Raw genomic sequence first — 14,654 nt, 5'->3', positions numbered from 1 at the left:
GAATATGAGCCTTCACGCGAATAGAACGACATCATGAGTTTCGACGCCACCGTCCGACTGCGCCGCGCCTTCCGGTGGGCTCCCAGAGCCGTGGACACCATCGGCGAGCAGGCGCTGTTCTACGGCGAGACCATTCGCTACGTCCCCAACGCGCTGACCCGCTACCGCAAGGAGACCATCCGGCTCATCGCCGAGATGACCATGGGTGCGGGCGCGCTGGTGATGATCGGTGGGACGGTCGGCGTCGCGGCGTTCCTCACGCTGGCCTCCGGCGGCGTCATCGCGGTCCAGGGCTACTCGTCGCTGGGCAATATCGGTATCGAAGCGCTGACCGGGTTCCTGTCGGCCTTCCTCAACGTACGCATCGTCGCACCGGTGATCGCGGGTATCGCGCTGGCAGCCACCATCGGCGCGGGCACCACGGCGCAGCTGGGCGCCATGCGCGTCGCCGAGGAGATCGACGCCGTCGAATCGATGGCCGTGCACTCGGTGTCGTATCTGGTCTCGACGCGTCTGATGGCCGGGCTGATCGCGATCGTGCCGCTGTACTCACTGTCCGTGCTCGCGGCGTTCTTCGCGGCCCGATTCACCACGGTCTACATCAACGGGCAGTCCTCAGGCCTCTATGACCACTACTTCAACACCTTCCTGGTGCCTACCGACCTGCTGTGGTCGTTCCTCCAGGCCATCGTCATGTCGATCGCGGTGATGCTGGTGCACACCTACTACGGCTACAACGCCTCCGGCGGTCCGGTCGGTGTCGGCATCGCGGTAGGCCAAGCCGTACGGACGTCGCTGATCGTGGTCGTCACCATCACCCTGTTCATCTCGCTCGCCGTCTATGGCGCGTCCGGCAACTTCAACCTGTCAGGATAAGCGATGGCAGATATCGAGGCGAAACGCAGTCACGTCCGCATCGCCGCCGCAATCCTGGCGACGATCCTGGTTGCCGCGACGGTGTTCACCTACCTCTCGTACACGGCCGCATTCACCTCCACCGACACCGTCACCGTCGTCTCGCCCCGCGCGGGCCTGGTCATGGAGACCGACGCCAAGGTGAAGTACCGCGGAATCCAGATCGGCGAGGTCAAATCCATCGAGGACGCCGGGAACCAGGCGAAGCTCACGCTGGCCATCCGGAGCGACGAGATGCGCTACATCCCGTCCAACGCTCCGGTGCGCATCGCGGGCACCACGGTGTTCGGCGCCAAGGCGGTGGAGTTCATCCCGCCGGAGAAGGCGCAGCAGACCTCGTTGCGCCCTGGCGCCGAGGTCCAGGCCTCCGACGTCCAGCTCGAGGTCAACACGCTGTTCCAGACCCTGACGGATGTGCTCGCCAAGATCGACCCGATCAATCTCAACGCGACCATCAGCGCGCTGGCAGAGGGGTTGCGTGGCAACGGTGACGATCTCGGGTCCATGCTGGCCGGGATCAACTATTACGTGCAGCAGCTCAATCCGAAACTGCCCACGCTGCAGGAGGATTTCCGCAAGGCCGCCGAAGTCACCGACATCTATGGCGACGCCGGCCCGAGCATCGCGCGCATCCTCGACAATGCGCCGACGCTCAGCAACACGATCGTGGACCAGCAGGACAACCTGAACACGACTCTGTTGGCCGCCACCGGCCTGGCCAACAACGGCACCGCGACGTTGGAACCGGCCGCCGAGAACTACATCGCGGCAATTCAGCGGTTGCGGGCGCCGTTGAAGGTCGCCGGTGAGTATTCCCCGGTGATCGACTGCATACTCGAGGGCACCGGCTCCACCATCGACCGGTTCGCTCCCATCATCGGCGGTATCCGGCCCGGCCTGTTCGTGTCGTCGAACTTCCTGCCCGGGTCGCCGGCGTACACGTACCCGGAGAGCCTGCCCATCGTCAACGCTTCCGGCGGTCCCAACTGTCGCGGCCTGCCGATCGCGCCCAGCAAGCAGTTCGGGGGCTCCTGGTATCACACCCCGTTCCTGGTCACCGACAACGCTTACGTGCCGTACCAGCCGAACACCGAACTTCAGTTCGACGCCCCGTCGACACTGCAGTTCTTGTTCAACGGCGCGTTCGCCGAGAAGGACGAATACTGATGAAGCGCGAAGGGAACCTGGTCAACGTCGGCATCTTCACGGTGGCGATGCTGCTGGTCGCCGCCATGCTCGTGGTGGTGTTCGGTGAGTTCCGGTTCGCCTCCGGCAACTCGTTCCACGCCAATTTCACCGAGGCCTCGCGGCTGAAGGCCGGCCAGGACGTGCGGATCGCGGGCGTCCCGGTCGGCGCGGTGAAGAGCATCAAGCTCAACGAGGACAACACCGTCGACGTCGAGTTCGACGTCAACGACAAGTATCAGCTGTACACCTCGACACGGGCAGTGGTGCGCTACGAGAACCTCGTCGGCGACCGTTATCTCGAAATCACCAGCGGGCCGGGCGAACTGCGCAAGCTACCCGCCGGCGCGACCATCCCCAAGCAGAACACGCAACCGGCGCTCGACCTCGACGCGCTGCTCGGCGGGCTGCGTCCGGTGCTCAAGGGTCTCGACGGCGCGAAGGTCAACGAGTTGAGCACCGCCGTCATCGAACTGTTGCAGGGGCAGGGTGGCGCGCTGTCGAACCTGTTGGCCACCACCGGATCGTTCAGCCAGAACCTCGCCGCGCGGGACCAGTTGATCGGCGATGTGATCACTAACCTCAACACCGTGCTGGGCACGCTCGACGAGAAGGGCGCGCAGTTCGACGCGAGCGTCGACCAGCTTCAGCAGCTGATCACCGGGCTGGCCCAGGGACGCGACCCGATCGCCGGTGCGATCCAACCGCTCGCGACGGCGGAGAACGATCTGACCGAGATGCTGCAGACGTCGCGCCGGCCGCTTCAGGGCATCCTCGAGAACGCCCGTCCGCTGGCGCAGCGACTGGACGACCGCAAGGCCGACGTCAACAAGGTGATCGAGCCGCTGGCCGAGAATTACCTGCGGCTCAACGCCCTGGGCGCCTACGGTTCGTTCTTCAACATCTTCTACTGCTCGACCCGACTGAAGATCAACGGGCCCGCCGGTAGCGACATCCTGATTCCGTTCGGCGGCCCGCCGGATCCGTCCAAGGGGAGGTGCGCCGAGAATGAGTAGGCCTGACAGCAGCAATCCGCTTCGCACCGGGATCTTCGGCATAACTGTTGTGACGTGCCTCGTGCTGGTGTCATTCGGCTACAGCAGCCTGCCGTTCTTCCCGCAGGGCAAGTCCTACGAGGCCTACTTCTCCGACGCCGGTGGCATCACGCCCGGCAACGACGTCAACGTCTCGGGCATCTTGGTGGGCAAGGTCAGCGGCGTGGCACTCGCCGGTGACGCCGCGAAGGTCACGTTCACCGTCGACCGCGAGGTGCGGGTCGGGGACCAGTCGATGGTCGCGATCAAGACCGACACCGTCCTCGGCCAGAAGTCGCTCTCGGTGACACCCCAGGGCGCCGGATCTTCCACGGTGATCCCCCTGGGGCGCACCACGACTCCGTACACGTTGAACACCGCGTTGCAGGACCTCGGCCGCAACGTCGGTGAGCTGGACAAGCCGCGGTTCGAGCAGGCGCTGTCGACGCTGACCGACTCGCTGCGCGACGCCACCCCGCAGTTGCGCGGTGCGCTCGACGGGATCACCAACCTGTCGCGGAGCATCAACGCCCGCGACGAGGCACTCGAACAGCTGTTGGGCCACGCCAAGCGGGTCTCGGACACGCTGGCGCAGCGGGCCGGCCAGGTGAACCAGATCATCACCGACGGCAATCTGCTGTTCGCCGCCCTCGACGAGCGGCGTCAGGCACTGAGCAACCTGATCGCCGGAATTGACGATGTGTCCGTACAGCTCTCGGGATTCGTCAACGACAACCGCCGCGAATTCGGCCCCGCGCTGGAGAAGCTCACCCTGGTGATGGACAACCTGTTGGAGCGCCGCGAGCACATCGGTGAGGCGCTGCGCAGGCTGCCGCCGTACGCAACCGCCCTCGGTGAGGTCGTGGGATCGGGCCCCGGGTTCCAGATCAACCTTTTCGGCCTGCCGCCGGCACCCATCGCTGAAGTGCTGCTGGACACCTACTTCCAGCCCGGCAAACTGCCCGACAGCTTGTCCGACATGCTTCGCGGCTACATCTCGGAGCGCATGATCATCAGGCCGAAGTCACCATGACACAAGGGGATTCAGTGAAGTCGCGCGGCCGTTGGATGCGGGTGGGCCTGGCGGCCCTGCTCGTGGTGACGCTGGCGGTGGGGGTCTACCTGGTGTGGCCCTCCCGCACCGGAAACAAGATCACCGCCTACTTCACCTCGGCGGTCGGCCTGTACCCGGGTGACGAGGTGCGCATCGTCGGCGTCCCGGTCGGCAAGATCAACTCGATCGATCCGCGGGCCGAAGACGTCAAGGTGACCATGACGCTCGACCACGGCGTGCAGGTGCCTGAGGATGCCAAGGCGCTGATGATCGCGCCGAACCTCGTGGCCGCCCGGTTCATCCAGCTCACGCCCGCCTACACGGGCGGTCCGGTCATGGCGGACGGCACCAGCATCGGCCTGGACCGCACCGCCGTCCCGGTCGAGTGGGACGAGGTCAAAGAGCAGCTCACCGCGCTCAGCACGCAGCTCGGCCCGCAACAGGGTTCGATGCAGGGCCCGCTGAGCTCGTTCGTCAACCAGGCCGCCGACACCTTCGACGGCAACGGTGACTCGTTCCGGCAGGCGCTGCGCGAACTGTCACAGACAGCCGGCCGTCTCGGCGACTCGCGCACCGACCTGTTCGGCACTGTCCGCAACCTGCAGGTGCTGGTGAATGCGCTGTCGAACAGCAACGAAGAGATCGTGCAGTTCTCCAACCACGTCGCCTCGGTGTCGCAGGTGCTCGCCGAGAGCACCGCCGACCTCGACAACACACTCGGCACCCTGAACCAGGCGCTCGTCGACGTCCGCGACCTGCTCGACGAGAACAACGATGCCCTGATCGGACAGGTCAGCCGGCTGGCCGACTTCACCCAGATCCTCACCGACCACAGCGAGGACGTCGAGCAGATCCTGCACGTGACGCCCAACGGTCTGGCCAACTTCTACAACATCTACAACCCCGCCCAGGGCACAGTCGGCGGTCTGCTGACCCTGCCGAACTTCGCCAACCCGATCCAGTTCATCTGCGGCGGCACGTTCGACGCGGCGGCGAACCCGGACAACTACAAGCGCGCGGAGATCTGCCGTCAACGCATGGGGCCCGTGTTCAAGCGGATCGCGATGAACTTCCCGCCGCTGCTGTTCCACCCGATCAACAGCATCACCGCATACAAGGGACAGATCCAGTACGACACCCCGGCCACCGAAGCCAAGGCGGAGACGCCCGTGCCATACCTGCAGTGGCAGAACGCACCCGGGGTAACCCCGCCGGACCCCGCCGCCGCCGAACAGGATCTGAACAATCTGTTCCTGCCCCCGGCTCCCGCAGCACCGGCACGGCCTTCGGCTCCCGCGCCGCCACCCCCGCCCCCGGGTAACTCTCTCAATGGCGTGCCGTTGGCACCGCTGCCGGTGGAGGGGGGTCCGCGATGACGCTGCGACGCAACGTCTCCCGGGTCGGCTTCCGGTCGATCGCGCTGGGCGGCGGGGTGCTGCTGCTGGCCGGGTGTCAGTTCGGCGGCCTCAACTCGCTGAACATGCCGGGTACCGCCGGCCACGGTTCGGGCTCCTACAAGATCACCGTCCAGTTGCCGGATGTCTCGGTCCTGCCGCAGAACTCGCCGGTGATGATCGACGACGTCACGGTCGGAAGCGTGTCCGGCGTCAACGCGGTTCAACGGTCAGATGGCACGTTCTACGCCGCCGTCCAGCTGTCCCTCGACGGCGACGTCACTCTGCCCGAGAACGCGACCGCGAAGGTGGCCCAGACCTCGCTGCTGGGCAGTCAGCACATCGAATTAGCCGCTCCGGTAGGCGAACCGGAGATTGGGAAGCTCAAGGACGGCTCGAACATCCCGCTCGACCGCACCGGCCGCTACCCCAGCACCGAAGAGGTGCTCTCGGCACTCGGCGTCGTGGTGAACAAGGGTAATCTCGGTGCTCTGCAGGACATCACCGATGAGGCGTACGCCGCGGTGGCGGGCCGTCAGGACAGTTTCACCGACCTGGTCCCGCGCCTCGCCGAGCTGACCACCTCGCTGGACCGTCAGACCGCCGACATCATCGCCGCGGCCGAAGGGCTCAACCGGTTCGCCGGGATTCTGGCCCGCAGCAGGGACAGCCTGGGCCGCACCCTCGACACGTTGCCCGCCGCGCTGGAGGTGCTCAACAACAACCGCACCAACATCGTCGACGCTTTCGGCGCGCTGCGCAGCTTCGCCGTCGTGGCGTCGCGGATGCTGTCGGAGACCAAGACCGACTTCACCGCGGACCTCAAGGACCTCTACCCGGTCATCAAGTCGCTCAACGACAACGCCGATTACTTCATCAAGTCACTCGAGCTGCTGCCGACGTTCCCGTTCCACTACAAATACCTGCGCAACGCGGTGCGCGGTGACTATCTGAACGTGTTCACCACGTTCGACCTGACGTTGCGGCGAATCGGGGAGTCGGTGTTCACCACCTCTCTCGGTCTCGACCCGAACATGAAGCGGATCAGTGAAGTCGTCAACCCACCGGACTTCCTCACCGGTTCGATGGCCAACCTGTCGGGTCAGGCGGCGGATCCGTTCAAGATCCCGCCGGGCACGGCCACCCAACACGAGGCGGCGCCCTAGATGTTGACCCGGCTGACCAAACTCCAACTGGCGATCTTCGCCGTCGTCACGGTGCTGACCGTCGGCGCGATCTCGCTGTTCTATCTGCACCTGCCTGCGGCGGTGGGCATAGGGGCGTACAACGTCACCGCCAAATTCACCGCCGGCGGCGGCCTATACGAGAACGCCAACGTCACCTATCGCGGTGTGACGGTCGGCCGCGTCGAGAAGGTGGGTCTGGCCGACGACGGCATCGTCGCCCAGATGCGACTCAACAGCGGCACCCCGGTGCCCGCGAACGTCACCGCGACGGTGAAGAGCGTCTCGGCGATCGGTGAGCAGTACATCGACCTGGTGCCGCCGGAGCGGGCGTCGCAGTCGATGTTGCGCGACGGGGCGAACATCGGGCTGGACCGGACCGCGATCGGCCAGGACATCTCCGGGCTCCTCGAGGAGGCCGACAAGCTGGTCACCAGCATCGGCGACAGCCGGATCCAGGAGGTGTTGCGCGAGACGTTCAAAGCGTTCAACGGATCCGGCCCCGAGCTGTCCCGGTTGATCCAATCGTCGCGGCTCCTGGTCGACGAGGCCAACGCCAACTACGACGAGGTCTCGCAACTGATCGACCAGGCCGGGCCGTTCCTCGACGCCCAGCTCCGCAGCGGCGACGACATCCGTTCGCTGGCAGACGGGCTGGCCGACGTCACCGGCAACCTGGCCGGGGCTGATGCGCAGTTCCGCACGACGTTGCAGACGGCGCCCGGCGCCACCCAGGCGGCCAACACCACGTTCGAGGGCATCCGGCCGACCTTTCCCGTGCTGGCCGCCAACCTGGCGAACTTCGGCCGCATCGGGGTGATCTACCACAAGTCGATCGAACAGGCGCTGGTGATTTTCCCAGCCTTGCTGGCCGCGCTGAACACCGTCGCGGGCGGTGTGCCGCAGGACGAGGGCGGCAAGCTGGACTTCAAGATTCACCTCAACGACCCGCCCACGTGTTCGGTCGGATTCCTACCGGCGACCTCGATCCGGTCGCCCGCCGATACGGCACTGCGGGATCTGCCGACCGACCTGTACTGCAAGGCGCCGCACAACGACCCCTCGGTCGTGCGTGGCGCCCGGAACTATCCGTGCATGGAGTTCCCCGGTAAGCGCGCCGCCACGGTGCAGCAGTGCCGCGACCCCAAGGGCTTCGTGCCGATCGGCAGCAACCCTTGGCGCGGACCGCCGATCCCCATCGGTGAGCCCATCCAGGATCCCCGGATGATCTTGCCGCAGAACAAATTCCCGTTCATCCCGCCGCAGGTCGATCCCGATCCCGGGCCGCCCGCGGTGCAGCTCCCGCCCGGCGTACCGCCCGGGCCCGGACCGGCGCCGCACGGGCCGTTCCCGCTGCCGTCGCCGCCCAACGAGCCCGGAGTCCCGCCGCCGCTGCCGTTCTACGCGCCGCCGGACCAGGTCGCTCCGCCGTACGGCAGGACACCACCCGCGCCGCCGGCCCCGCCCGCGCCCGCACCGGTGCCGTCACCGCCACCACCGGGCAACTCGGTCAACGGTGTGCCGCTCCCGGGGTCGCCGCTGCCCGCTGAAGCTGCGGTGGCGAGCGCCCCGATGACGACCACCTACGACACCAGAACCGGCGTTTTCGCCGACCCGGCCGGCGGAACTGGCGTGTATGCCCCTGGCGCTGACAAACTGGCGTCTGCGGAAAACTGGGCAGACCTGATGATGGCTCCAAGGCAGATGTGAGATGACTGAACAATCGGCTTCGACAATGAAGCCGGTGCGTCGGCGTGCGTCCCGCGCGGCCGGCCCGGCGAACGGCAGTGCGAGCGAACCGGCCTCCGATGGCGCCCGGGTCGATGCGCCGGCACCCATCAAGGTGCGCATCCCGAAGCCGGCCCCCCCGCCACCGCGCCGCCGACCGCACCGCACGCTGGTCGCGGCGGTGTCGCTGGGCGTGCTGGCGGTGGCGTTGGCGGCCGTGACGACGCTCGTGGGGGTGTGGTCGGCGCAACAGCGCGACGCCGACGCGATACAGGCCCGCGACCAGCGGTTCGTCGATACGGCGTCGCAGACCGTGGTGAACATGTTCAGCTACACCCAGGACACCATCGACGAGGACGTGAACCGGTTCGTCGACGGCACCAGCGGTCCGCTGCGCGACATGCTCAGCCAGGGCAACAACGTGGACAACCTCAAGGCGCTCTTTCGCGACACCGAGGCCAGTGCCGAGGCGGTCATCAACGGTGCCGCGCTCGAGAAGGTCGACGACGTCGCCGACAACGCCGCGGTGCTGGTCGCCGTCCGCGTCACCATCACCGACATCGACGGCAACAACAAGCCGTCGCAGCCGTACCGGTTGCGCGTGATCGTCCACGAGGACGACAACGGCCACATGACCGGATACGACCTGAAGTACCCGGAGGGCGGCAACTGATGGGGAAGTGGCCGACCCGCCTGGCATCTGTGCTCGGCGTGCTGTGCGCGGTGGCGTTCGTCGCGCTCGCCGCGTTGGGCGGCTGGCTGTTCTGGGACCGCGTCGAAACCCGCGGAGCGCAGCAGGCCCGCGCCGAGCTGGCACCGCTGGCGGCCGAGCAGGTCCCGAAGGTCTTCGGCTACGACTATCAGACCGTCGAGCGCAGCCTGACCGAGGCGTACACCATGCTCGCACCGGACTTCCGCCAGGAGTTCCGCGATCGTGCCACCAATGACATCATCCCGCAGGCGCGGGAGCGTCAGGTCGTCAGCCAGGCCCACGTCGTCGGCGTGGGAGTGCTGGATGCGCAACGCAATTCAGCGCAGGTCATGGTGTACCTGAACCGCACCGTCACCGAGAAGGACGGTAAGCCGATCTACGACGGCAGCCGGCTGCGGGTGGACTACGCCAAGGTCGACGGCCGGTGGCTGATCGACTACATCACGCCGATCTAGCGAATTACGAACACGCCATAATTTCTTGAGCGTATTACGCGCTGGGGCGAGGTTGGTCCTTGCGGGTGCGGTGACCCCTCCATTACCGGCGCGAGATCCCTTTCGCCATGGCGCATTCTCAGCGATGACGGATCACGATCCGCCCCCCGTCTTTGGGAGTGAAAGCCACGCCGCGAGCATGCCGCTTCTCCGCGGAGGCGACGGTCGGCACTATGACGAACTGCCGCAACACCGTTCGCAGTACCACATCCATACCGATATTCGCGAAACTCGCGCCGGGGCAGCGACGCGTTCCGCCTCCATATGGAATCCACGTAGAGGCTTGGGGACTAGCGCCGACGAAGCGTTGCGGTTCGAATTCGGCCGGATGGTCAAAGGCGGCGGGGTTGACATGGATTTGCGAAATGAACACCATCACTGAAGATCCCCGCGGAATCACCCAATCGCCCAGTCGAATCGTTGGTGCATACACGTGGCGCCCAGTGAAGTCGACAACGGTACGGGTACGTTGCACTTCCCGGATAGTGGCGCGACGTAAGGAATTCTCACTGGAATCAGCTTCCGCCGTCAGCGCTGCCAGCAATTCGGGTTCTCTGCTGATCCGCTCGAACACCCATGCCAGAGTCGCTGCCGTGGTCTCATGGCCAGCGGCTAAGAATGTCAGCAGTTCGTCCCCGATATCCCCGCGGGACATCGGATGACCATCTTCATCGGTACTGCGCAGCAATATGCTCAACACGTCGTTCCGGTCCGCGAAGTTCGGGTCTGCGAGTGCGCGCGCGATCAATTCGTCTAACACCACCTCGTACCGGCGCCGCAGCTCAGCAAGCCGCCCCCAGGGTGTGAACCTGCCGAATGTGCGGCGGGGCATCGGAAGCGTCGTCAGCCGCTGTCCCAAGGTCACCCAGGGTGGGATGATTTGTCGCAGTTCTCCCAGTTCGCTTCCTTCGGCGCCGAAGATTCCACGCAGCATTGCGTTGAGTGCGATCCGCAGCATCGGCTCCAGGGTTTCGAACCGTCTTTCGATGGGCCAGTCCGCGGTTTCCCGGAGCGTCTCCTCCACGAACACCTGCTCGAACCTGCGCACACTCCTACCGTGGAATGGCGGGCTGAGCTGGTCGCGGCGGCGCCGGTGGTCAGCGCCGTCGAGAGCGAACACTGAACCGGGACCCAGCAAGCGGTCGCTGAGATTGGGTCGCAGAATTCCCAGTTCTTCTGGGCTGACCTGGAATGTCTGTTTGGCCAGATCTGGATCGGTGACGACAACGACAGTGCCCACGGTCGGCAGTTTGATGGTGTACGCGTCCCCGTACCGCCGGGTCAGTCTGTCGATCATCTGCCGTCGTGCCAGCGCGAACCAAAAGCCCTGCACCAACTTCGGGATCGAAGGCCCCGGCGGCAGCCGGGTCGCATGCCCGGACGGGTCGGCGTGGGCCTGGACGAGGGTCGGATCACTCATGCTGCGGTTCCTCACGAGTCGTGCGATCGACGCCACTTTCCATGCCGGCTCACGCTACTCCGTGTCTGCGCCGGCGCGATGTCCATTTGATGACGTGCCTCACTGGCTCCGAAACGGCGTTTTATGAATCGCACGTGCCAGTTCCGCATCACGAAGGTGACGTAAGCAGACAAGGCTGGGATCAGCGGTCGAATGACCGATGTCGGAATGACAGCGAGACGGTATGAGAAAATTGACCCAGAGCCATTAGGCGTCACGCGAAAGTGCTCAACGAGTTCGCGGACCCCCACGGGCGGGTTCTCAAGATAAAAGGCTTTGTAGTGGTTCGTTTCGTCCCAAGCGAAGTACCGCGATCTCAGATGAACCGGGCCGAAATTCATGATGCGCAACGTGCCGACGCCATGCGGCTCGACCGTCAACCACTCAACGTTGATCCCGGGCAAGAAACGATGATTTCCGGCCGCGAGTTCGGTCCACACCTCATCGACGCCAGAGATTAGCGAGATGTTTTCCTCATATACCGTGATCGCCGGGAGAAAATCATCTGCTGAGCGCAGATTGTTGCCGAGCATTCCTAGCCCTCTCTGCGAGTCGGTCCACCTCAAGAACTCGTGGTGTAGCGACGGCGTACGTCATAAGACGTCGTCCCGCCAGCGAACGGAGTGCTCGCCCGCATAGACCATAGCCCCGCCGCGATACACGTGTAAGGAAAAGCGGCATGAATTGAGCATGTGCACCGGTCGCGGCTGCGTTTCCAGAGCCTTGCGGTACCGCTGGGGAGGTGCTACTTTCCGAACCGGGGTCGAGGACACGCCAGCGACGGTGGCGTACGTAAGGGGTGCGATTTGCGCGTTACCGCACGGATAGAAGGCGCCGGCGTCAACCGTTACGAACGACAGTTTCGCGCAGCCGTGCGCTATCACCGCAACCATGGATCGTGGGTCGAGAGGTGACGCAGAAGCTCCCAGTTGCCGATAGTATCCCGTTGATCGGCAGCGCGTGGCCGATGTATGACGCTCTGCCTCAATTTCTTCACTCTCAATTCTTGAAGCATGGACCAGTGTTTCTGATCAGAGCGGTGGGCAGGGAGTTTGTGGTGCTCGCTGGGGTCGATGCCGTGAACTATGTCGGATCGCCAGAAGGGAAGAACGCTCTAGGATCCAAGGTTGCGTTTCAGGGGATGATCGATGAATACGGAACTGAAGAGGCGTTGGTCAATTCCGACGGCGAGCGGCATGCGGCATTCCGAGCAATGGTACACAAAGGCTATGCGCGCGAAGCGCTAACCGGACGGTATGGGAAAGTCCTCGACATTATTGACGCGTGGCTAAATACGCATTGGCGGTCGGGTTTCAGAGTTTCGGCGGTAAAGTCATTGCAGGAACTCGTCATAGACGAGCTGAGTGTGGTGTTCGCCGATATGTTGCTGTTCGACAATATCGATCACATCCGCACGCAAATCCACTGGGCGACCAACGTACACTTACTGAAGCGCTGGCCGCGAATGTCGCTACGACTTCCGAAGTATCGGCGCGCAAAGGCACGAATGGTCGCCGATGCCTCGCGAATAGCAAGAATATTCGAGGCACGCGCGGACGCGGCCCCCGGCGGAGTCACCGGTGCGCGATTGTTTGATGACCTGATAGCCGCCTGCAGACAGCATCCGGACATCATGACGGAGCACGATCTGCCGATGAACCTCTTCGGCCCATTTCTTGGTGGGATGGATACCGCATCAAACACCATTGCCTCCATTCTGTGCACATTGGCCCGGCATCCCGATTACCGGATGAGGGTTGAATCCGAAGCAGATCACCTGTTCTCGGCCGGTACACCGGATGAGGTGACGCTCTTCCAGAAAACGCCCTTCTTGCAAGCAATTGTCAAAGAATCAATGCGCCTATACCCATCGGTTCCGGTGTTGATGCGCCATGCGCTTCGAGACTTCGAATTCGCGGGCCAACGCATTCACCGGGGCCAGTCGCTCATGATTGCCACCTGCGTGGCGCAGATGTCGGATGCATACTTCGTGGAACCGACTACCTTCAATCCGTACCGCTTCATCGGTCCCGAACGGATACAGGTACCAGCAGGTGTCCTGGCTCCCTTCGGCCGTGGGCATCACCTCTGTATGGGCAAGCGCGTTGCGGAGGTGTTGATTCCGCTGACCGTGGCGCGGATCGCGCACCGGAAATCGTATGAACTCGCCGATCCGACATACCAGCTGAAGAAGAGGTTCTCGTATGGTGTCGAACTCGCCGCCGACCTCCAACTCGTCGCCGGCTGCTCGCGCGGTGGATGAGCCTCAGGAATTCACGGACATGCTCAACGATGTGGAAGGCGGATCGGTTTCGTGACAGAGGCGGTTATCATCTCGTCGGCACGGACGCCGTTCGCGCGTGCATTCTCCGGCGCTTTGGCAAAGGCGACGGAATTCGACTTGGCGAAGGCCGCCGTGGCCGCCGCCCTGACCCGTTCCGGTGTGGACGCAGCTGATGTCGACAACATCATGCTCGGCGAGGTTTACCAGGGCGGTGGATGCATCGCACGATACGCCGCGCTGGATCTCGGCCTGTCGCCGGAGGTACCGGGCGTCGCCATCGGAGGCTTCTGCACGTCCGGCATGATGGCTATACATCACGCGGTCGCCGCGATTCGGTCGGGTATGCACCGGTGTGTGGTTGCCGGCGGAGTCTCTTCGGTGTCGCGGTCGCAGTTCGTGACACCCTCATTTCTGCAAACCGGGATCCTCGAACAGGAATGTTCGCCAAGCCATCCCAACGCCGGCGCGTCACCCGCCATGGACCTCGTGCTGACGCTGGGCGAGGGTACAGCCAAGCTGTTTAACCTAGTTCGGGAAGACATCGACGAATGGGCATACCGCGCGCACCGACTCGCCGCGTCGGCGATAGACGACGGGTTGTTCGACATCGAAAAGGTGGCAGTGGAGGTCGAGTCAACCGAGGCTTTCGATGACGAATTACCGCATCGTGGACTCAGTCTCGAATTCTTTCAGAGCATGGATTCCTTCATGGGACCCGGGTGCACGGTGACTGTGGGCAATCAAACTGCTCTAACAGACGGTGCGGCGGCAATGGTGTTGTGCGACCTCGAATTCGCCAGATCGCGTGGTGCTCCGGTGCTGGCCGAGGTCATCGGGTGGTCGTGCACAGCAGCCGAACCGGACGCGGCAACTATGGCAGCGGTGACCGCGAGTCGGCGTGCGCTTGAGGTTGCAGGTCTCGGATTGGACGAGGTGGATCTATTCGAAGTGCAAGATTCGTACGCCTCTATCGGAGTGGCGTTCGAGCGCGCACTGGAACTCGATCGTGACAAGATAAACGTCTACGGAGGGGGGCTCGCGCTCGGCCATCCATACGCTGGATCCGGCACGCGGGTGGCCGGCACCTTGATCAACGCATTGCAACGGCGCGGCGGGGGTTACGGGCTGGCCGCGATAATCGGTGCCGGCGGTGTCGCGACCGCAATTGTCCTGGACGTGCGGGCGTCGGTCTAGCTGTGGGCGCCGTGAAC

General features: G+C 64.3%; 13 protein-coding genes. 11 read left to right on the top strand and 2 right to left on the bottom strand.

Annotated features, from left to right (window positions below; all coding sequences use genetic code 11):
* Nucleotides 1-33 precede the first annotated feature (33 nt).
* The 9 genes from I7X18_RS23980 to I7X18_RS23940 are packed head-to-tail and all read left to right on the top strand — an operon-like array spanning nt 34 to nt 9,661.
* The gene (locus tag I7X18_RS23980) at nt 34-876 is read left to right on the top strand and encodes an MlaE family ABC transporter permease (protein WP_193046489.1); all 843 of its coding nucleotides are present in this window, start codon (nt 34-36) and stop codon (nt 874-876) included.
* A 3-nt stretch (nt 877-879) separates the two neighbouring features.
* Nucleotides 880-2,082: an MCE family protein gene (locus I7X18_RS23975; protein WP_193046488.1), complete on the top strand. Its 1,203-nt coding sequence runs from the start codon at nt 880-882 to the stop codon at nt 2,080-2,082.
* Nucleotides 2,082-3,116: an MCE family protein gene (locus I7X18_RS23970; protein ID WP_193046487.1), complete on the top strand. Its 1,035-nt coding sequence runs from the start codon at nt 2,082-2,084 to the stop codon at nt 3,114-3,116. The genes I7X18_RS23975 and I7X18_RS23970 overlap by 1 nt, the downstream gene beginning before the upstream one ends.
* The gene (locus tag I7X18_RS23965; protein WP_193046486.1) at nt 3,109-4,167 is read left to right on the top strand and encodes an MCE family protein; all 1,059 of its coding nucleotides are present in this window, start codon (nt 3,109-3,111) and stop codon (nt 4,165-4,167) included. The genes I7X18_RS23970 and I7X18_RS23965 overlap by 8 nt, the downstream gene beginning before the upstream one ends.
* Complete coding sequence (locus I7X18_RS23960) at nt 4,164-5,564, top strand: MCE family protein (protein ID WP_193046485.1); 1,401 nt, start codon at nt 4,164-4,166, stop codon at nt 5,562-5,564. The genes I7X18_RS23965 and I7X18_RS23960 overlap by 4 nt, the downstream gene beginning before the upstream one ends.
* On the top strand, nt 5,561-6,748 hold the full coding sequence (locus I7X18_RS23955; RefSeq protein ID WP_226863709.1) for an MCE family protein: 1,188 nt from the start codon (nt 5,561-5,563) through the stop codon (nt 6,746-6,748). The genes I7X18_RS23960 and I7X18_RS23955 overlap by 4 nt, the downstream gene beginning before the upstream one ends.
* Nucleotides 6,749-8,476: an MCE family protein gene (locus I7X18_RS23950; RefSeq protein WP_193046484.1), complete on the top strand. Its 1,728-nt coding sequence runs from the start codon at nt 6,749-6,751 to the stop codon at nt 8,474-8,476.
* A 1-nt stretch (nt 8,477) separates the two neighbouring features.
* Nucleotides 8,478-9,167 carry an Rv1363c family protein gene (locus I7X18_RS23945; protein WP_193046483.1) on the top strand — a complete coding sequence of 230 codons (690 nt, stop codon included), beginning with the start codon at nt 8,478-8,480 and terminating at the stop codon, nt 9,165-9,167.
* Nucleotides 9,167-9,661, top strand: coding sequence for an Rv1363c family protein (locus I7X18_RS23940; RefSeq protein ID WP_193046482.1), 495 nt, complete (start codon nt 9,167-9,169; stop codon nt 9,659-9,661). Before I7X18_RS23945 ends, I7X18_RS23940 begins: the two co-directional genes overlap by 1 nt.
* A gap of 118 nt (nt 9,662-9,779) precedes the next feature.
* On the opposite strand, the gene I7X18_RS23935 is transcribed toward I7X18_RS23940, so the two are convergent.
* The gene (locus I7X18_RS23935; protein ID WP_193046481.1) at nt 9,780-11,120 is read right to left on the bottom strand and encodes a cytochrome P450; all 1,341 of its coding nucleotides are present in this window, start codon (nt 11,118-11,120) and stop codon (nt 9,780-9,782) included.
* An 11-nt stretch (nt 11,121-11,131) separates the two neighbouring features.
* Entirely contained in the window at nt 11,132-11,692 is a 561-nt protein-coding gene (locus I7X18_RS23930) for an SRPBCC family protein (protein ID WP_193046480.1), read from the bottom strand.
* Nucleotides 11,693-12,069: 377 nt separating this feature from the next.
* Between I7X18_RS23930 and I7X18_RS23925 the strand changes: the two genes are divergently transcribed.
* Both I7X18_RS23925 and I7X18_RS23920 read left to right on the top strand, forming a co-directional pair.
* Nucleotides 12,070-13,422 carry a cytochrome P450 gene (locus I7X18_RS23925; RefSeq protein ID WP_193046479.1) on the top strand — a complete coding sequence of 451 codons (1,353 nt, stop codon included), beginning with the start codon at nt 12,070-12,072 and terminating at the stop codon, nt 13,420-13,422.
* A gap of 51 nt (nt 13,423-13,473) precedes the next feature.
* Nucleotides 13,474-14,637 carry a thiolase family protein gene (locus I7X18_RS23920; RefSeq protein ID WP_193046478.1) on the top strand — a complete coding sequence of 388 codons (1,164 nt, stop codon included), beginning with the start codon at nt 13,474-13,476 and terminating at the stop codon, nt 14,635-14,637.
* Nucleotides 14,638-14,654: the final 17 nt, after the last annotated feature.

It is taken from the genome of Mycolicibacterium baixiangningiae (assembly GCF_016313185.1).
Taxonomy (GTDB): Bacteria; Actinomycetota; Actinomycetes; order Mycobacteriales; family Mycobacteriaceae; genus Mycobacterium; species Mycobacterium baixiangningiae.
This window is presented reverse-complemented; position numbering and strand designations above follow the sequence as displayed.